This is a genomic window from Flexithrix dorotheae DSM 6795, from assembly GCF_000379765.1.
Classification (GTDB): Bacteria; Bacteroidota; Bacteroidia; order Cytophagales; family Flammeovirgaceae; genus Flexithrix; species Flexithrix dorotheae.
On the sequence record NZ_KB903451.1, the window covers coordinates 32,640 to 53,116 of the forward strand.

The 20,477-nt window shown below is 39.7% G+C and carries 12 protein-coding genes; 1 reads left to right on the plus strand and 11 read right to left on the minus strand.

Going from position 1 to position 20,477, the window contains the following annotated elements; all coding sequences use genetic code 11:
- Nucleotides 1-68: 68 nt before the first annotated feature.
- The 4 genes from A3EM_RS0121245 to A3EM_RS0121260 all read right to left on the minus strand — a co-directional run bounded on the left by A3EM_RS0121245 (nucleotide 69) and on the right by A3EM_RS0121260 (nucleotide 9,912).
- Entirely contained in the window at nucleotides 69-1,775 is a 1,707-nt protein-coding gene (locus A3EM_RS0121245) for a sulfatase-like hydrolase/transferase (RefSeq protein ID WP_020530265.1), read from the minus strand.
- 28 nt (nucleotides 1,776-1,803) lie between these two features.
- Nucleotides 1,804-5,118: a VCBS repeat-containing protein gene (locus A3EM_RS0121250; RefSeq protein ID WP_044239323.1), complete on the minus strand. Its 3,315-nt coding sequence runs from the start codon at nucleotides 5,116-5,118 to the stop codon at nucleotides 1,804-1,806.
- A 114-nt stretch (nucleotides 5,119-5,232) separates the two neighbouring features.
- A complete protein-coding gene (locus tag A3EM_RS0121255; RefSeq protein WP_157638011.1) occupies nucleotides 5,233-6,789 on the minus strand; it encodes a RagB/SusD family nutrient uptake outer membrane protein in 1,557 nt (518 codons plus the stop codon).
- A gap of 57 nt (nucleotides 6,790-6,846) precedes the next feature.
- Entirely contained in the window at nucleotides 6,847-9,912 is a 3,066-nt protein-coding gene (locus tag A3EM_RS0121260) for a SusC/RagA family TonB-linked outer membrane protein (RefSeq protein ID WP_052323378.1), read from the minus strand.
- 691 nt (nucleotides 9,913-10,603) lie between these two features.
- Between A3EM_RS0121260 and A3EM_RS0121270 the strand changes: the two genes are divergently transcribed.
- On the plus strand, nucleotides 10,604-12,073 hold the full coding sequence (locus A3EM_RS0121270; RefSeq protein WP_026210482.1) for a potassium/proton antiporter: 1,470 nt from the start codon (nucleotides 10,604-10,606) through the stop codon (nucleotides 12,071-12,073).
- A 135-nt stretch (nucleotides 12,074-12,208) separates the two neighbouring features.
- On the opposite strand, the gene A3EM_RS0121275 is transcribed toward A3EM_RS0121270, so the two are convergent.
- The 7 genes from A3EM_RS0121275 to A3EM_RS0121305 all read right to left on the minus strand — a co-directional run bounded on the left by A3EM_RS0121275 (nucleotide 12,209) and on the right by A3EM_RS0121305 (nucleotide 20,448).
- Nucleotides 12,209-13,465, minus strand: a complete 1,257-nt coding sequence (locus A3EM_RS0121275; RefSeq protein ID WP_044239340.1) for a glycoside hydrolase family 117 protein — start codon at nucleotides 13,463-13,465, stop codon at nucleotides 12,209-12,211.
- Between the two features lie 84 nt (nucleotides 13,466-13,549).
- On the minus strand, nucleotides 13,550-14,554 hold the full coding sequence (locus tag A3EM_RS0121280) for an L-rhamnose/proton symporter RhaT (protein ID WP_020530273.1): 1,005 nt from the start codon (nucleotides 14,552-14,554) through the stop codon (nucleotides 13,550-13,552).
- Between the two features lie 131 nt (nucleotides 14,555-14,685).
- On the minus strand, nucleotides 14,686-15,711 hold the full coding sequence (locus A3EM_RS0121285; RefSeq protein WP_020530274.1) for an aldose epimerase family protein: 1,026 nt from the start codon (nucleotides 15,709-15,711) through the stop codon (nucleotides 14,686-14,688).
- Nucleotides 15,712-15,783: 72 nt separating this feature from the next.
- Entirely contained in the window at nucleotides 15,784-16,878 is a 1,095-nt protein-coding gene (locus A3EM_RS0121290; protein WP_020530275.1) for a mandelate racemase/muconate lactonizing enzyme family protein, read from the minus strand.
- Between the two features lie 8 nt (nucleotides 16,879-16,886).
- A complete protein-coding gene (gene aldA, locus A3EM_RS0121295) occupies nucleotides 16,887-18,335 on the minus strand; it encodes an aldehyde dehydrogenase (RefSeq protein ID WP_020530276.1) in 1,449 nt (482 codons plus the stop codon).
- Nucleotides 18,336-18,411: 76 nt separating this feature from the next.
- On the minus strand, nucleotides 18,412-19,182 hold the full coding sequence (locus A3EM_RS0121300; protein WP_020530277.1) for an SDR family NAD(P)-dependent oxidoreductase: 771 nt from the start codon (nucleotides 19,180-19,182) through the stop codon (nucleotides 18,412-18,414).
- 246 nt (nucleotides 19,183-19,428) lie between these two features.
- Entirely contained in the window at nucleotides 19,429-20,448 is a 1,020-nt protein-coding gene (locus tag A3EM_RS0121305) for a zinc-dependent alcohol dehydrogenase (RefSeq protein WP_020530278.1), read from the minus strand.
- Nucleotides 20,449-20,477 lie beyond the last annotated feature (29 nt).

Here is a 20,477-nt window from a genome sequence, read left to right on the forward strand (position 1 = left end):
CTTTTTAGTCCATTTTCGAAAAATAACTAAAAAAAACCACAACTTCTAATAGAAAAAATCCCGATCTTCTATTCCAAATGAACATTACCCTCTTTTTCCATTTGGCTTTCCGTAGTATACCGAAGTACTTTTGAACTTCCTGTACCTCTGGCCATTTTTAACTCCCTTTCCCAGGCTTTTCTCAATCTTTCCAATTCTGCCTGATGGTCCGGGTCATTTATCAGATTTGTTGTTTCAAATGGATCATTTTCCAGGTGAAATAATTCTTCATAAACTGCTGGTTCACCTTCTAAAGAGGCTTCCACATAATATCTGTATTGGGCAATCCCTGCATCATGAACAGAATAAAGCATACTTTTCATAGGGATGTTCATGCTTTTGGCTACTTCCATTTTAGTTAGGGCAGAAAGATTTTCATTTTTATAATACCTTATATATTTCCATTGCTTATCCTGAACGGCCTCGCATCTGGGGTTACCAAAATGAGTGGACCATAAGTTTTCTGTAAATAAATACTCCCTCACTGGCGATACATTTCCTTTTACAATTCCCGATAAATCCTTCCCCTGAAAAGATGCTGGAATTTCTATTCCGGCTTCAGCCAGCATAGTAGGAGCAATATCAATAGTTTGCACCAATTCCGCTACTTTTTTTCCTCTGTGTTTTTTCTGCACTAAAGGATTGTAAATGATCATGGGCACATGGGTGGTAATTTCGTAACACAAAGCTTTACCTCCCAATCCAAATTCCCCACTAAACAAACCGTGATCTGAGGTGAAAATAATAATGGTATTTTCATCCAGTTTTAGAGAAGCCAGTTTTTCCCTAAGTTGTCCTATTAATCTGTCAATTCCCGTTACAGCCTGATACTGTCTGATTCTCCGCTCAATTAAAGTCTCAGGAGTATCAACAAAATCATAACCTGTCTGCCGGTTTTCCACCTTCAAAATTTCTTTGGGCAATTTAGGATTTTTAATATCAGCTTTAGCCACATAATATTGGGGAAGGGAAATATTCTGATCTCTGTAAAGTGATTTATAAATATCCGGATCATCAGATTTCTGCTTCATCGTGCTTGTACTCGCGCTGTGAGGCAAATTGAAACATACAGACAAGCAAAATGGCTGATCTTTCGGACGGTCCTTTAAAAAATGTACGGCTCCTTCCAAATTCTTTTGGTTGTCCAGGAAATCACCAATCCCCTCTCCAATGATTTCCACCTGTGTATCGTAAGCAGATTTTTCAAATATTTTATGCCTGTCTTTTGGGTAAAAAGACAAATGTCCGTGACCGGCATACCAATAGTCAAAACTTTTTTCCATCAGTCCTGTTCCATAACCATTTTCTCCAATTGGTGCATGATTTTTCCCTATATAACCCATATAATATCCCGCCTTCCGCATCAGCTCAGGATAAGAATTTTCCCAGGCTTCCGGTGCCACACTGGTCCCGGAGTTGAAATTGACACCGTGTTTTCTTTCGAATTGGCTCAGGAAAATAGACACTCTGCTGGGGGTACAAATGGCACTGGTCACATGGGCATTGGTAAATAAAACACCTTCGTCAGCCAGTTTATCCAGATGAGGAGTCTGGATTTCTGTGTTGCCGGTACATCCCAACATGTCATAAGATTGATCGTCAGTCAGGATAAAAATGATATTAGGTTTTGAGCCCTGGCTTTGTCCTTTTACAATTCCAAAATTTGTAAAGATTAAAAAGGACAAACTAAGGAAAAAAGCAGTATTGAAAATTTCAGACTTAAAAACTATAACCATAAAATGAATTTTGTATGTTCGGTTAATTTTACAAAGGGTTTAATCTCATTTGAAATACCTGAAGGGATTGATTATTCCTACCTACAAGAAAGGACGCATTAGGCTGATTTTCCAACCTGATCCCCACCACTTTTTTAACTTCTCCTTTGAGTAACAATCCGGTTTTGAAAGGCGAAAGTGGATAAAATGAGCCTCCAGCTCTTCCCAGTAACACCTGACCACAACTGGCATCGTTCCTAGGCGTTTCCACCTCCGATCCATACAGATTTCCGGCAATTAAAATATCCTTATATTCATCTCCATTATAATCTACGATTTCAATGGCATTAATAGAAGACAACTGGGTGCTATTGGGCAACTGATGAAAAACCATCCCTTCTTCTCCCTTATTTTCCAGCCAGTAATGAGCAAAAGTATTGGCTTGATAATGCAGCGCCTTTTCCAATATTTTCTCCCCATAAATATCGGCTAAGTTGGCACTGGCAAAGGCATCGAAAGTTTTGAACCTTTTGGCAATCACCGGAATCTGCTGTGAGGAACATTCTCTTCCTCTCAAGGGTAGTTTTTTACCTTTTTTAGTGGTGCTCAATACAATATCCATTCTGCCATTTTCATCAAAATCGTGGGCGTAAACCTCAAATGGAGCCTTATCTGAAGATTTGTATTTATAATTCAATCCCAGGTTTCCCGCCACAAAATCCAAATCGCCATCATTATCCAAATCGGCTGCTTTTAAGCTGTACCACCAGCCTTTCATCTTATCCGTCTGATAAATTTCAGAAACATCTGTAAAACCAGTACCTTCATTTTTCAAAAGTAAAATGTGCGTCCACTCTCCGGCTACAATCAGATCAATTTGGCCATCTCCATCAAAGTCTGCCCACTCAGCAGAAGTTACCAAACCAAAATCCTTTAAAACAGGAGCAACTTCCATGGTCACATCGGTAAATTTTAATTGCCCGTTTTTACCTCCCTCATTCCTTAAAATCAGGCTGGAGGGTGGAAAAGGATACTTTCCCGGGATTATTCTCCCCCCTACAAATAAATCCAGATCCCCATCATGATCAAAATCAGATGCGGCCACACTTTGACCACTAATATCCATTTTGGGCAAACTATTCAGGCTTTTCTTAAACTGTCCATTTTCGTTGATATACAATCTATCCTGAAAAAAACCAGCATCTTCCATAGGATCATTTCCACCACTTACCACATACAGGTCCAGGTCTCCGTCATTGTCAAAATCTTCCAGTAATGCCCCTGTATCTTCCTGACGAAAATCTTCCGTCCAGGGGCCATCTTGTGGTTCAAATTTTCCCATGCTGTTTTGGATAAATAACTGGGCCTTTGCCCCACTGGCATTTCCGATAAAAAAATCTTCCAGCCCATCATTATTTACATCTCCCACACAAAGTGCCGGACCCATCTGAGAATTTTTATGGGGTAAAAGAGGTTCAGTAGCAAAGTCATTGAATTTGTCCTCCACATGGCTGAAATTTTGGGCAATGACTTTTTGCGAAATATCCTTAAACACCTTTTTTTGCTGCTTGTGGAAATCACCCTGAAATAAGGCATCTTTATAATCCAATTCCAAAAACTGATTGCTTTTTTGAGACCTTAGCACCTGAATTTTTTGATCTGGCCACAACACCTTTACTTCTTTTATCATTGCAGCATCTTTCAGCCCAAAGTGAAGCACAGGTTCCACACTGGATTGAAAACCTCTGGTAAGGGTCATTTCCTGTAATTGCTCCGAATCCTGCGTATTCACCCAAACTCTTGCTCCAATTCCAAGTGGATTCTTTTCACTTCCCTTCAGCTTTACTTTTAAATATTGATTACCATAATTTTCCGCCTTATTCTCCATCAGGGAAAGCTCAGCATCCAGGTTGTTAATGACCAGGTCAATATCCCCATCATTATCCAGGTCCCCATAAGCCACACCATTGGAAAATCCTTCTTCAGCCAATCCCCAATCTTTTGTGGTATTGGAAAATTTGAAATCTCCTTTATTTTGAAAAACATAATTACTGAGCGGTTGGCTGGGTAAAGCTTTAAAATCCTTTTCAGCATCTCCAAAAAATGCGGCATCACTGAATTTTGCCAGGACATCATTATTATTCACATCCCGTTTCATCCCATTGGTGATGAATACATCCTTGGCTCCATCATTATCCAGATCGATAAACAAAGCTCCCCAGCTCCAGTCAGTTGTGGCCAACCCGGCAAAGCGGGCAATATTTCCAAATTGCGGAATTCCCTCTTCATTGATCCCCTGGTTTATTTGCAAACTATTTTGCATATATTGGTAATGAAATCCAATTTCTACCCCCTGCCAAAAGGAGGAAGGACTCATAGAAGCCATATTGGTTTTAGATCGGTAATGGTCTTCAGGTGTCATATCTACCTGAAGAATATCTATAAGACCATCGTTATTGAAATCTGCAGCATCTGTGCCCATTCCGAACATGGAAGTTTGATTGGTAGCCGTTTTTATCACCTCTTTAAATGTACCATCCTTTTGATTGAGGTAAAAGTAATCAGGCACATTGAAATCATTGGAAATATAAATATCAGTCCATCCATCATTATTGAAATCGGTTGTCACCAGCCCCAGCGATAAACCAAAGTTTCTCACGCCTGCCTGATCGGTGACATCGGAAAAAGTCCCATTTCCATTATTTTGGTATAAATGGCCGGAATCTTCCAATTTGTTCTCGTCCATTTTTAATTTGTAAAAGGAATTTCCCTGTGAAACTTTTACGGTAGGATAATTAGCTACAAAAACATCGAGCAATCCGTCATTGTTATAATCGAAAAAGGAGGCCTGAATGGAGGCACTGGCATCATCAAGGCCGAATGTTTCAGCCTTTTCTGTAAAGGTATTGTCTTTATTATTGATGAATAACTGGTTTTTTCCCGGCTTATCTTTTCCTGAAACACAGAGATAAATATCCAGCCAGCCATCATTATTGATATCAACCATGGTGACTCCGGTGTACCAGCGGTTATCCCCGTTTAAATTTGATTTTTCACTGATATCTTCAAATTTCATGTTGCCCTTGTTGAGGTAAAGCTTATTAGGCACCATGTTTCCGGTGACAAAAACATCGGATAAACCATCATTGTTAATGTCTCCTATGGCTACTCCACCACCCATATACAGGTAGGGAAAGGTATAATAATTTAAAGTGTCATTTTCGATAATGTTATTGGAAAAGGTCATTCCGGAAAGGCTTGCCGGAACTTTACTAAACTGTTGGTCTGACATCACTCTCCCCTCTTTTTCACCACAGGAAAACAATGATAAACACAAGAAAATAAAGAGTAGTAAACGAGTCATAAGGGTGAAAGTTAAGGTTGCATTATTGAATACATGAAGGTAAGAAAATTCAAAAAAGGGCGCATTAGGAATGCACCCCTTTTTTATATACTATAATTGAAACTAATAATTAAATTAATAACTTGGATTGTGCTTGAAGTTTGGATTTGCATCCAGTTCATTCTGAGGAATATCAATGTATTCCCTACCTGGTTTGTATGAACCTACTCCGGCACTTTCCGATTTTAGACCAGGAATATCTACCAGTTTTTCCTTCACTTTTCCCCATCTCAATAAGTCGAAATATCTTGTTCGTTCAAGAGAAAGTTCTTTTACCCTTTCGTCCTCAATATCCTCCATAGTGATAGAAGTAAATTCCGGCATGTCTACTCTTCTTCTTACTTCATTTATAGCATCCAGAGCAGTTGGTGTAGAGCCATTGAGCATAAATTCAGCTTCAGCATACATCAATAGCACATCTGCATATCTCAGTAATCTTAAATTATTACCGGATTGGTGCCATCCGTTAGTTTGTGAAGCTACATATCCCTGTTTTACATCCAAATGCTTGTTGGCAAAAATTCTGTCATCACCTGGGTAAATTTCCTGATAACTGGCATCCTGATAAGTCCTTGATTTTAGTACTTTACCTGCATAGTTTGTAGAATCTTCGGAATCGAAGAATAGTGTATAAAATGTCCTTGGATCAATTTCTCCATTCACGGTTTTTTCATCCATAAACAGATCCAATACCCAGTCATTAATTCTGGTTCCGTCCTGACCGGTATAACCAGCCGGAGCTAAGTCAGGATGAAATGCAGCGCCTTTACCCGTTCCGGGTGCATCTCCACCCCATCCATTGTTACCATCAGAAACCAACTGAATTTCGAATAATGATTCCTTATTATTCTCCATATCTTCGGTAAAATTATCGCCATAATCTTCCATTAATCCATAAGCAGGATCATCAATTACTTTCTGGAATTCAGCTTTTGCTGCAGCGTAATCTTTTTGGTATAAAAAGGTTTTTCCTAAAAAGGCATTAGCAGTTCCCTTAGTTACTCTACCTAAATTTTTATCTTCCCACGAGTCAGGCAATAAGGTTTGAGCCTGTTTTAAATCGCTAATAATTTGTGCCCAAACTTCCTGAGGGTCTGCCTGAGAAACATCTCCAATAGGGTTATCAATTTCGCTAATTGGCTCAGTGATTAAAGGTACATTCAACCAGTTATTTACCAGACAGAAATAGTTGTATGCTCTGATAAAATAAGCTTCACCCAGAATGTTATCCCGAAGTGTAGCATCCATATCAATTTCAGGTACATTGGCAATCACTTCGTTTGCTCTGGTCACCCCCTGGAACATGGCACTCCATACCCAAAAAGTTCCATTACCCAGAGAAATACCATTAAAGTTACCTATCGCAGTTCTTTCAGAAGTACCATAAGGGTTCGTTACATCATCTCTGTAATCCGAAAGGAAAATTTCGAATCTGCTGTAATACCAGATATGGGTAAAGGGGCTATAAGCACCGATTATTCCTTTTGTGGCATCCTCTTCAGTTTTCCAAAAAGTATCAGGAGTAACCGCATTGGGGTTTTCCTGTTCCAATATTTCATCATCACAGCTCAATACTGTAAACATACTTAACAGCAAGGTGAGCAAAATGCTTTTTCTATATATGTTTTTCATAATTTCGATTTTTAATATTTGATTCTGTTTTACCTGGATTATGATGAAAGGTCATCATTAAAATCCTAATTGAACACCTAACTGGAAGGTTCTTGCTGCAGGATAAGCACTCTCATCCACACCAGAACTGAAAATTCTTCTTGAACCTCTCGTATTTCTACCTACTTCAGGATAATATCCTGTATAGTTGGTGATAGTAAATACATTTTGGATGGTGCCATAGAATCTTGCTCTGGTAATACTCCACTTGGAAGTAAGCTCACTTGGTAAGGTATATCCAATTTGCAAGTTCCTTAACCTGAAATATGAACCATTCTCCAAATAGAAATCAGACATTCTTCTGTTGAATCCAGGGTCACTAAGCGTGTTTCTCGGAATATCTGTATTTGGATTTTCAGGAGACCATCCATTTAAAGCATCTGCCAGGTAATTTCCTTCTGTATCGAAATATCCTCTGTATTTGTTGGCATTAAGGATTTTGTTTCCACTTACGCCATTGAAAAACATGGTAAAATCAAATCCTTTATACTGACCATTGATATTGAATCCATATTCGAAATTTGGAGTAGGATTTCCCAAAAATGTCTGATCATCAGAATCAATATCTCCATCACCATCTATATCTTTGAATCGGATATCTCCGGCCTGCGGATTGTTTGCAGAATTAGAAGCTTCTGCCTCTGCATCAGTCTGGTAAATTCCTTCTACTACGTAGCCATAGAATGAGGAAATAGGCTCACCAATATCAGTTTTGGTACCTTTCAGACCATTTGAGGTAAATTGCCCTTCAATAATTGGAGTAGCATCTCCCAGAGCAGTAACTGTATTATTGATAAAGGTGAAATTACTGGTAACTCCCAATTGGAATTCTCCGAAAGCTTCATTGTAACCTACTAAAAATTCCCAACCTTTATTTTCTATGCTGGCAGTATTAAAAGGCACTCTGTTTCCAAATCCTGTATAAAGCGGAAGGCCAAGCTCCACCAATACATCTTCAGAATTCTTAATGAAGTAATCCATTGTGAAATCCAGCTTGCCATTCAAGGCTCTAAATTCTAATCCAATATCTGTTGTTTTGGTAGTTTCCCAAGTGATATTTGAATTTACCCCTTTGGTAATGGAATAACCAGTTGCTCTTTCCTGAGAAACACCAATAGGATACTGGCTATACAAATTCATTTCAGGGCTAATGGAGTAAACAGGAACGTTATTTGAACCAATTTCTCCATAACTTGCTCTCAGTTTCAGGTTACTAATCGCAGTGACGTTATCCATGAAACTTTCATTGCTTAAGTTCCATCCTACTGCTACTGAAGGGAAAGTTCCCCATCTCAATTCCTCTCTAAATAAAGAAGAACCATCTCTTCTTATGGTCGCAGTTAATAGATACTTGTCATTAAAAGTATAATTTACCCTACCAAAATAAGACTGGATAGCACTAGTAAGATCAGCAGAAGGCATTTGTGCCCTTTCCTCAGCTGCAGATGCTACTCTTATATCGTTAGAAGGGAATCTTCTTGCCACTACTCCCAGGTATCTTCTATTGGATTTTTGCTCTGTAAAACCACCAAGTAAACCAATTGAATGTTTCCCCATAATTTTATTATAGCTCAATGTATTTTCAATTAGGGTAGACATGAAATTGGTATTCCTTTCACTTAATTCCGCATAAGTGGTATTTCCCACAGGTGAACTATTGAAAAAATACTCAGGCGTAAATGTATAATTATTCTCGCTATAAGTTTCGATACCAAGATTCAGTTTATAAACCAACCCATCGATAATTTCAAATGAGGCATCGATATTACCAAGTAAAGAATTTCGGGTTACAGTTCTGTCTTCCAGTGTAGCCAGACCTAATGAATTTCCAATATTTCCCGGGCCATAATATCCACCAAGGCTTGAATTATTTCCCTCAGGTATATTTGAAGCAGTGAAGTTTCCATCCTCATCATAAATTGGAATGGTTGGGATTAAATCTCTTTCCTTATTGAAATAGTTATTAGGATTATTTACCGTACGGGAAAGACCTATAGTTTCCTGAAGCGTAAATCTTCCCTTCGTGAAGGATGAGTTTGCCCTTAAGTTTGTTCTGGAATATTCTGAATTTTTCAAGATTCCTTCCTGATCCAGATGGTTAGCTGAAACACTAAAACTCGAATTTTCTCCTCCGCCTGAAACCCTTACATCTGCACTGAAAATAGGTGCAGTTTGTAAACTGGCTGCCTGAATGTCACTATCCACAGTAGGATCGAATTCAGTATCGTTTGCAGGGAATCTTGGATTTCCATCATTGTCTCTTGCCCTGTTTACAATGTCAGCATATTGCCTGGCATTGGCCCAGTCAATGGTTTTAATGGCTTCCTGAACACCGTAATTTACATCCAGGTCAACCGCAATTCTACCTGATTTACTTCCTTTCTTAGTGGTTACAATGATCACCCCATTTGCCGCCCTTGATCCGTAAATGGCACTTGCAGAAGCATCCTTTAATACCGTTACAGACTCAATATCCGATGGATTAAGCATACTCATACTTCCAGTGAGCATACCATCAATTACATAAAGTGGTCCTGAATCCGATAGTGTACCAGATCCTCTAATGGTTACAATGGGATTGGCTCCAGGAGCACCACCGTTGTTTTCCACCCGCACTCCAGCCATTCGACCCTGAAGTGCCTGAGTAGCATCTGCTGCAGTAAATTTGCTTAATTCTTCACTGTCCACAGAACCAACAGCACCTGTCATATCACTCTTCTTCTGAGTACCATAACCAATTACTACTACTTCTTCCAATTGCTCAAGATCCGGCTCTAAAGCTACATTAATTTCACTTTGTGTACCCACAGTAACTTCATAAGTTTTATAACCGATGTAGCTAAACTGAAGGATAGATTCAGGTGAAGCCTGCAACTTATAGTTTCCGTCAAAATCAGTAGTAGTTCCTGTAGATGTTCCTTTGATTAAAATACTTACACCCGGTAATGGTTCATTATCTTCAGGTGAAATAACTGTTCCTGAGACCGTATTTTCCTGCCCATAACTTACCAAAGCATTGGCAGATAACAACAACAACCAAATACCACACAACAATAGTTTTGTAATTGGTAGGGATTTTTTCATAATCATATCATTTAATTTAAATAGAAAAAAATTCAATGAAGGCTATTGGAGACAAACTGATTGTTTTCCAGAAAAGAAAAACCAGGAAGGCATATTCATTTTCATATTAAAAGCGAGTCAGTATCTGTGGTTTTTACCATTAATCTTTATACAACAGAATAATGGATATGCCACATAGATAACCAATAGTTCAGGGGTCAAATGTAGCCCAATTGCCTCCAGAGAGGTATAACATATCGTTTTAAGAATAGAACAAATGTTTTTTCTTGCCAAAAGACATTTGTGGTGCTGGGAAATAAGAGAATTTGGCTGACCCAAATTCAGTTTCACTTCACTTTTGGTAAAAGTTTGTTGAGGTTCTTTACAATGGAATTCTTGTATTTTTCAAAGAAATTTGAAATCTTTTGGCCATCGGTTTTGTTCCTGCCTTTCAATTCAATTTTGGGCCGAAATAAGGTTTGGGCATTGTAAATCCCAATGTACTGAATATTTGGCCAGGCGGTAAATTTCAATTGGCTTTTGGTTGAAATTCTTGTCAGAATTCAATGCATTTTTGCTAATTTTGACGCAATGATGGAAATATCCTAAGATTTTTTTTTAAACAAAAGAGTGACGCTTTTAGTGGGAATTTAAAATAAGCATAATAAGGCATAAGTAACCATGAGAAGTAAGAAATGAGGGAAAATAATCAATGAATATAACGATAGAAAATATAATTCTCATTGGTTCTTTGCTATTGCTTATCAGCATAATAGCGGGAAAAACCAGCTACCGTTTCGGAATACCTACCTTATTGTTATTCCTTACAATTGGTATGCTTGCTGGTTCTGATGGAATCGGGGGTATTTATTTTGATAATCCTCAAATAGCCCAGTTTATCGGGGTGGTTTCCCTTAATTTTATATTGTTTTCCGGAGGTCTGGATACCAATTGGAAGTCGGTTAAACCTGTTTTAAAGGTAGGAATAGCCTTATCTACACTTGGAGTATTTTTAACGGCAGTTGGCCTAGGCTTTTTTGTTTATTTCATTACTGACTTTACCTTATATGAAAGTCTACTCCTTGGGGCCATAGTCTCCTCCACAGATGCAGCAGCTGTATTTTCTATACTAAGGGGTAAAAACCTGGCCTTAAAAAAGAATCTCAGACCCACCCTGGAATTAGAAAGTGGAAGTAACGATCCAATGGCCTATGTGCTTACCATCGCCTTTCTTTCCCTTGTGCAGGAACCTGACAAAAACATATTTTCAATTATTCCATTGTTTTTACAACAAATGGTTATTGGAGGTATAGCGGGATTCCTCTTTGGAAAATTAAGCAAAATTGTCATTAATAAAATCAAACTGGATTTTGAAGGACTTTATCCTGTGCTTTCCATAGCCCTGATGTTTATTACCTTTTCCACCACTGATGCAGTGGGTGGAAATGGTTTTTTGGCTATTTATATATGCTCAGTGTATTTGGGTAATCAGTATTTAATTCATAAAAAGACTATCATGCGCATGTTTGATGGTCTTGCCTGGTTAATGCAAATCGTGTTATTCCTAACCCTGGGCTTATTGGTTTTTCCCACCCAAATTATCCCCTACATTGGTATAGGTTTATTAATTTCCGTTTTCCTGATTCTATTCGCACGGCCTCTGGCAGTTTTCATTTCTCTACTGCCTTTTAAGATGAAATTGAGAAGAAGGTTTTATATTTCCTGGGTGGGGTTAAGGGGTGCGGTCCCCATCGTTTTTGCTACTTACCCCTTGTTAGCCGGAATAGATAAAGCCAATATTATTTTCAACATCGTATTCTTTGTGTCTCTAACTTCGGTGCTTATTCAGGGGACCACCTTGTCAGTGATTGCCAAGTGGCTAAATGTAGGATTGCCTGAAAAGGCCAAACCTTTATCTCCAACAGATGAATTGCTTGCAGAACATCCCAAAACCATTATGAAGGAAATTGTGATCGAACCAGATTCCAAAGCCATTGGTGCAAAAATAGTTGACTTAAAGTTTCCTCAAAATGCGATTATTGCCATGATAGAACGGGAAGAAAATTACCTGACCCCAAACGGCTCTACCGAACTCATGGCCAATGACAAATTGGTGGTACTAACCAATAAATATGAAGTGCTCAGTGATGTTTATGCTTCCCTTAAAATAGAAAATGCTTAAGGAAAAAAGTTTTGAAATCAGATCAACTGCATTCCATTTTCCACATTTGACATGTAAAATAAGGAAAGAAGTATATGTAAGCCATTCACAAAAAATATGTTGAGTTTGTTTAATATTTATCTGGCAAAATCAGTTTTATTCTTTCGATTTTCCTGAATTATTTCCAATTCTTTGAAGTTGTTTTTCATTCAATCCCTGAGAAAAATAGACTTCCGGGTCCAGCCAAAACTGGGTATTCTTCATAGCAGGATCATCTAAATCCAGGCTTAGATCACAATCGAACCGGGCCAGCGTACTATGCCTGGTGGTGGCAGTACCCGAATTGGTAAAATGACAAAGTCCCCAGCTTATTCCCCTGCCATTTCCATTTCCTAAAAAGGCATCAGGAATAAAAGGACCCGCTGCTACTGGCATTAAGGCAGTCACAGAGGCAATTTTAAAATTCACACCATCCGAAGCGTATTGAATGGTATTACTTTCATTTCCATTCCGGATGGTTAAAGCCGCAATACCTTCCTTAAAAGGAAATAATGTCGTTTCATGACCGGAATTTGCGATGGGGTTCAGGGGATGTTTGGTGAAATTTCCCAGTGGATCTTCTGAAATGGCCAAACCATGTCCTACCAGATAGTCAGGACGGTCTCCAAATGCTGCTTTATAATAAAGGTATATTTTATCTTTATAAACTAAAGGATAAGGATCGTGAATGGAAAACTGGTCCCATTCCCCGGCTGCTCCATTTTCAATCACAATTTCATTACAAGCTTTCCATGGTCCATCAGGTGAATCCGCCACAGATGCTGTTACAGGGCAATGGTCTCCTTTTGTCCCGCTGGCTTCCAAAAATCCCTGGTAGTACAGGTAATACTTTCCTTTCCATTTTAAAATATCAGGGGTGGAAACAGATCTCCAACCTACCTGAGGTTTGGGTGGCCGGGGTACCGCTACTCCCTGTTCTTCCCAGGTCAACCCGTCAGGACTAGTGGCATACCAGATTTCACATAAATCCCAATCTGTGGACGGGATAGTGTCATTGGAAGCTTTTGCTCCCTGAGGGGGTACCGGAGTATCTCTTTTGGTGTACCACACATAATACTTCCCATTTTCAAAGATAATTTTTGAAGGATCTCTTCGGGAAATGGTTCCATCTCCATTGCTATAATCAAGCCCCTTTAGTCGGGTGTATTTAAAACTTGAAAAAAGTTCATTGTCCTCGGGCCTTGGGGTAAGGTATGCTGAGTACAATCTATCCATAGCCTCACTTAGGGGACGATCGGGTTTTTCCTGAGGAATGTCCCAGGGGAAACCACCAACCTCTGTTTTATTGGAGTTGGAACAAGCACTTAAAATTAGAACAAAGAGTATTAAACAAAGCGCATTTTTGGTTTTCATATTGAGTAGTTTTGGGATTGAAAATCCTTTCATAAAGTACCGGGATTTTCAATCCCGAAAAACAGCAAAATTGTGGACTTTAATTTATAAGCCATTCCCTACAGCCACAATCACCACTCCTGTAACCATACTCGCTAATCCTACATATAAATAGGTTTTGGCCCTGGAAGAGGCCTTAATCCATTCTTTTGTTAAAATACCACTTACAATGGCTACCGCTACAGAGGTGGTATTAAAAATGGCATAACCCACTGTGTTTCCCTGCTTACCCAATTTAAAAGCTGCAAAGGCAAATGCCACAGATGCTGCAAAGTTAAAAATGGCCATGATAGTGGTTAGCATGGTATTTCTTCCCAGATAAGGTGTGCTAAATTGGGACCACAGACTTTTTGCAGAAATCTGCCAGGTAAAATAAATGGCAATTGCCACACCTCCGGAAAAGTAAATGATATACATCACAATCACTGAAGTCACCCAATCTGCATTACCCATGGCGAGTGAGGCTTCATGGATCACCGGCCTGCCGAGGGCATTGGCATAACTGAAACCTGTTGCCAGTAAACCTCCGATCACAGCAATTAAAATTCCTGTGGTCATTGAACCGTTTTTGGTTTCATCTTCATTTTTTTCGTCCTTCTGCCTCAATAATCCCGCTTTTCCATTGGCCATTACCCCGATTAAGACTATAAAAATACCTGCCAGAATAGTGAATAAAATATCCGGAGCTGGCAGGCCTTCCACTAAAAATGGCAATAAGGAACCCACTAAAATGATGGTGCCAATAAAAAGTGAAAAACCGAGAGACAGCCCAATATGGTTAATGGCTTTTCCCCACATCATTACACCAATTCCCCACAGGAAACTGGCAATGACCATTCCCCACAAAACCCCTCCGGGAATCGTTCCCATAATCCCGGTGAAGTTTTTTACCAGGGCAAAAGCCGCAATATTAGGGACCAAAAATGTATTGATGGCGAAAAATAAAGCCCAGGTATTTTCAAATTCGAAATCCCTGGTGAATTTTTCTGGTAAGGCATATAAGCCAAGCATTAAGCCAGCCATCAATGCCCAAATTATTCCTTCTATCATAATTGTTTTCGTTTATTCATTTTCAAAAATTAATTAGTTGTTAGTGATTAGGGATAAGTGGGTAGCCAATTAGTCCTCCTTGTTTAGCAAAGCCTACCAAGAAGGATGTACTCACTTTAAACCTCGTCTTTTTACCAGAAAAACTTAAATGAAGTCTTACTGGTATAGGGCTTTTCAGGAGTGGTGATCGACCCGGGCGCATCCTTTAAATTAGGACCGTTTGGATAGCGGCTGGTTTCAAAACAAAAGGCTTTGAATTTTCCAAACTGATCTCCATTTTCCCTTTTCAATTCATTGGAAGTAAAAAAACCGGTATAAAACAACACCCCGGGTTCTGTGGTGGAAATTTCAAGTTTTCTACCACTGGCAGGATGTTTAAAAAATCCCACAGGTTTCAATTTATCTTTTGTATCCAGCGCATAGAAATGTTCAAAACCCTGTGGTAAACTCTTAAATAATTCTCCTAGTTTTTTAGCTGACCTTAAGTCCTCCGTTCCTGAAACTTCCCTTATGTCCCCAGCGGGTACATTCGTTTCATCAGGGACTAATAGGCGGTCTGAAACTATTTTTGCTTCATGGTTTGCGATTGTTTCAGCAAAGCCCGACAAGTTGAAGTAGGTGTGGTTGGTCAGCGAAAGTGGTGTAGCCTTATCAGTAGTTCCATGATATTCAATTTTCAACTCATTATTTTCACTTAAAGAAAACTGAACTTTTACCTTCACATTTCCCGGGTACCCTTCCTCCATATCAGGGCTTTCCAGAGTCATCTCCACACTTGAATCATTAATTATTTGGGCTTCCCATACCTTTTTATCAAATCCGGCTAACCCGCCATGTAAGTGATTCGATCCATTATTGACTGCCATTGTATAATCTTTCCCTTCCAAAGTGAATTTTCCATCTTTTATTCGGGAAGCATACCGACCTACGGTACAGCCAAAATAAGGCGCATTTGCCTTGTAAGCCTCCCCAAAATATGCATCCAGCTGATCGAAACCACAGGCAATTTCTATTCTTTTACGATCTTCTCCGGGAATTGAAATAGAGGTAATCGTAGCCCCATAGGTCATGATTTTCACTTCCATCCCGGCTTCATTTTTCAAAATGTATTGTTCGATTTCCTTCCCCTCTATCTGTCCAAATGTTTGTTTTTTCATTTTCTTATTTAGATGTTGGTGATTAGTGGAAAGTGATTAGAAATGTGTTAAATATCTCCTTCCAAAAATTTACTATTTTACCAAATAGGGTTTTAATTTATCCCAATCGAATTCTACTCCTACTCCTGGTGTTTCTGGCGCTACTGCCCTAAAGTTTTCCACCACCAGAGGACGAGTAGTGTATTCATCAATAGGGAAGCTGTGCACTTCAAGCCAGCCAGAATTAGGTTGTGCCGAAACCAGACTTACATGCAATTCCTGCATGCCATGAGAACATACAGGTAAGCCATTTTTATGGGCTAATTTTGCTGCGGCCAGCCAGCCGGTCACCCCGCCACAATTGGATGCATCAGGCTGGATGAATGATAAATTAGATTGTTCAAAAGCATATTCAAACTCATGAATAGTATGCAGATTTTCTCCCATAGCCAGTGGTACTCCGGTTGCTTTGGCTATTTCCGCATAACCTTTGTAATTGTCAGGAATGGTTGGCTCTTCAAACCAGAAAATATTATACTGCCTGAATGCTTTGGCTGCTTTGATGGCTTTTTCCACACTCATGGAATAATTGGCATCTACCATAAAAGTGATCTCATCGCCTATCAGCTCCCTGACAGCCTTTATTCTGGCAAGATCTTCATCCAGGTTTTCCCGACCAATTTTAATTTTCACTGCATTAAAACCTTTGTCCAGATAACCCTGAATATTACCCAGCAATTTTTCGAGTGGAAATTGCAAATCTATGCCTCCGCAATAAGCCTTACAGGTATTTCCATGCCCTCCTGCCATTTGCCAAAGTGGTTTATCGGCTGTTTTACACCGAATATCCCATAAGGCAATATCAATTGTAGAAATGGCGAATGAAGCTATTCCTCCCCTGCCCACATAATGAATATGCCATTCCATGAAATCATAAATCTTTTCAATATTACTTCCATCCTGCCCAATAAGTGCAGGTGCCAGATCGTGATCTACCATAGCCTTGATGGCATGCCCTCCTTTCCCCCCTGTATAAGTATATCCGGTACCCTCTCTTCCATCTGCCAAAGTAATGGTAGTAGTCACCAGCTCAAAATGCGTATGGTCACCATGTTTGGCATCATTCAATACTTCGGGAAGTGGAACTTTAAATAAGTTGCTTTGAATTTTTGAAATCGTATTATCCATTGATCTTACTAATATTTCACATAAAAAGTCTTTTTCTCCATGTACTGCTCAAAACCATATTTTCCATCTTCACCACCCGTTCCGCTCAGTTTGTAGCCATTGTGGAAACCCTGATGTTGTTCTCCGTGCCCTCTGTTCACATAAATTTCCCCAAACTCCAATTCATCATTACATTTCATGATGGTAGACATATCTTTAGTGAAAATCATGGCAGCCAGACCATAGTCACAATCATTGGCATAGCCAATCACTTCCTCAAAAGACGAAAATTTAATTACCGGAAGAATTGGTCCAAAAGACTCTTCGTGAACGATGGTCATTTCCTGAGTGACATTTGTAAGAATGGTTGGCTCAAACCAGCATCCTTTTTCAAATTGTGCTCCTTCTGGCTTTTTGCCACCAAAAGCAATAGTTGCCCCTTCTTCCACACTTTTGACTACCAGGTGTTCCATATTTCCCACTTCCTTTTTATTGACTTTCGGTCCCATTTGCGTTTCCGGATTCATGGGGTCACCCACTTTCAAATCTTTCACTTTAGCCATAAATTTCTCCATGAAAGCCTCATAAATATCCTCATGCAAATACAACCTTTCATTACAGGTACACACCTGGCCACAATTATCGAATCGGGAATAAAATGCCCCTTCCACCGCCTGGTCCAGATCAGCATCCGGAAAAACAATGCATGGTGCTTTCCCTCCCAATTCCAGCTGCACATGAATCAGGTTATCCGCAGCAGTTCTAAAGATTTGCTGGCCAGCCGGAGTACTTCCGGTCATGGTTACCATTTTGGTAATTGGGTTAGCCACCAAAGCATTTCCCAATACCCTGCCCTGTCCAGTTACGATATTCAATAAACCTTTTGGTAAACCTACTTTTTGAGCAATAAAACCAAGTTCCAAGGTAGCCAGAGGTGTTTCCTGAGTAGGCTTCAGCACCACACTATTTCCCGCAACAATGGCAGGCCCGAGTTTTCGCCCGGCAAGAGCAAGCGGGAAATTCCAGGCCGTAATGGCCACCACAACCCCTTTTGGGATTTTCTGAATCCAGATTTGTTCATCAGGATTGTCAGATGGAATAATATCGCCTTCAATCTGTCTTGCCCAATCACAGGCGTACTCAATAAAAGTAGCTGTTACTTCCACTTCCATATTTGCCACACCAATTAGTTTGCCCTGCTCTTGGACTAATAATCTGGCAAGTTTTGCTTTATTTGCCCGAATTTCTGCAGCAAATTTTCTCATTAATTCCCCCCGCTGTCTGGCAGGTACTTTTTTCCAGGATTTTTGTGCCTGCTCCGCAGCTTCCAATGCCTTTTGAGCATCCTCTTCTACGCCCATCTGAACAGTTCCAACTACTGAATCATCGGAAGGACTATAAATTTCTTCTGATTCCCCAGAAGCTGCATTTGTCCATTCTCCATTTATAAAAAGTTGATAATTTTTTATTTCAGTCATTTTTATATTTTTTGGTTTGAAGGATTAAAGCGAACCGAATGGCCGGACCACCTTATTATTTTTATATTCAGGGTATTTATCTGCCCATCCAGCCTCCATCCACAAGCATTGTGGTGCCATGCATGTAGGCAGCAGCCTCGGAACACAGAAACACTACCGGACCGGCAAAATCCTGGGGTTCTCCCCATCGGTTGGCCGGAATTCGGGAAAGTATGGAAGCCGATCGGTCCGGATCGTTTCTCAAAGCTTCTGTATTATCGGTATTGATATAACCCGGAGCAATGGCATTGACATTTACACCTTTCCCAGCCCATTCGTTGGCAAATGCCATAGTCATCTGCCCGATAGCCCCTTTGCTGGCCGCATATCCCGGAACAGTAATCCCCCCCTGGAAGGTCAGCAATGATGCAGTAAATACGATTTTGCCTTCTCCCCTTTTTATCATTTCTTTTCCAAACTCTCTGGTTAATATGAATTGGGAGTTCTGGTTGACTTCAATCACCTTATCCCACATTTCATCAGGGTGTTCGGCTGCCGGAGTTCTCAGGATGGTTCCCGCATTATTGATAAGAATATCTATTTTGGGGAAATCCTTTTTTACCGTTTCAATAAATTCGTAAAGCGATTTTCTATCGGAAAAATCACACTGATAGGCTTTAAAGCTTTTTCCTCTGGCTATAACCTCCTTTTCCACTTCACTTCCACTTAATTCTAAAGAAGCTGATACACCAATAATATTTGCTCCGGCTTCTGCCAGTCCAATCGCCATGGCTTTTCCTATGCCCCTTTTGCAACCAGTAACCAAAGCTGTTTTCCCGTCTAATTTAAAAGTATCTATTATTCCCATTTTTTCTTTTTTTAATGATGCTTAAGAACCAGTATCATACTACTAGACATTATATATAAATTAAATTATTAAAACTTACCAACTTTACTTCCTCCCCCTACCCCCTCTAAAGGGGGAAACGTATTTTTCCCCTCTGGAGGGGGTAGGGGGAGGTTTTTAACTCTCCTTTAAAAACCATACAAGAAGGAATTTCTAAAAGAACATATCTTTCTAAGATTATTTTTATCCAGTAGTAAGAACCAAAATTTATCCCTGACAATTAATCAAATATTTCATTCCGGCAGGGTTGTGATCAATTTCCTCAAAAACTGACTGAATGTTATCCAACACATCTACCTTGGTGATCAGTTTTTCAAATGGAATATTTCCAGTAGCGGCAATTCGAATAGCTTCTTCATAATCATCCTCCTGATAGAGCCTTGCACCCAATAATTCCAATTCGGACCAGAAAAATTTAAACAAATCCACTTTTTTCTTTTCCCCTCCGTGAATGGCTACCATCACAATTCTTCCCCTTGCATTTACCACTTCGGTCATGGCTTCTACACCAGCAGCCGAACCTGACACTTCAAATGCACAATCTATCATGGCTTCACCAGTAAGTTTACCAATTTGCTCTACAAGATTTTCTTTTATGGGATTGATGGTAGTAAATCCCAATGATGAAAGTAATTCAAGCCTGGTATCATTCACCTCAGAAATAAAAACATTTGCCCCTTTTTCCTTCAATACATAAGCGATTAAAGTTCCAATTGGTCCTCCCCCAATCACCAGGCAGTTTTCTCCCTGCTTTACTCTGCCTATTTTTACATCATGGCAAGCTACCGAAAGAGGTTCTATGAAAGCCCCATGCTCAAGGCTTAGCCCTTCCGGAAGTTTATGTAAAGTATAGGCCGGAACCGTCCAGCTTTTTTGGAATGCCCCCGGACTGTCAATCCCAATAAATTTCAGGTTTTTACCTACATGTGCATTTCCCTTATCAAATGGATGCGGTGCCCCAAAATGCAAAGGACGAACCGCTACCACATCCCCCACTTTCACATTTTCTACCCCTTCACCTATTTCTGCTACTGTAGCAGAAGCTTCATGTCCAACAGTTTGAGGCCTGGCAACCCTTTGGTCCATTACCCCATGAAAAATATGAACATCAGTGCCACAAACGCCACAATAAGCTACATTCAGCCTTACCTCACCTTTTCCGGGTTTCACAGGATCTGACTCTCCAATTATAAACTTTCCTTTTTCTGAATAAAATGCTGCTTTCATATTTTTAAGTTTAAGTCTTTTGCTTCTTT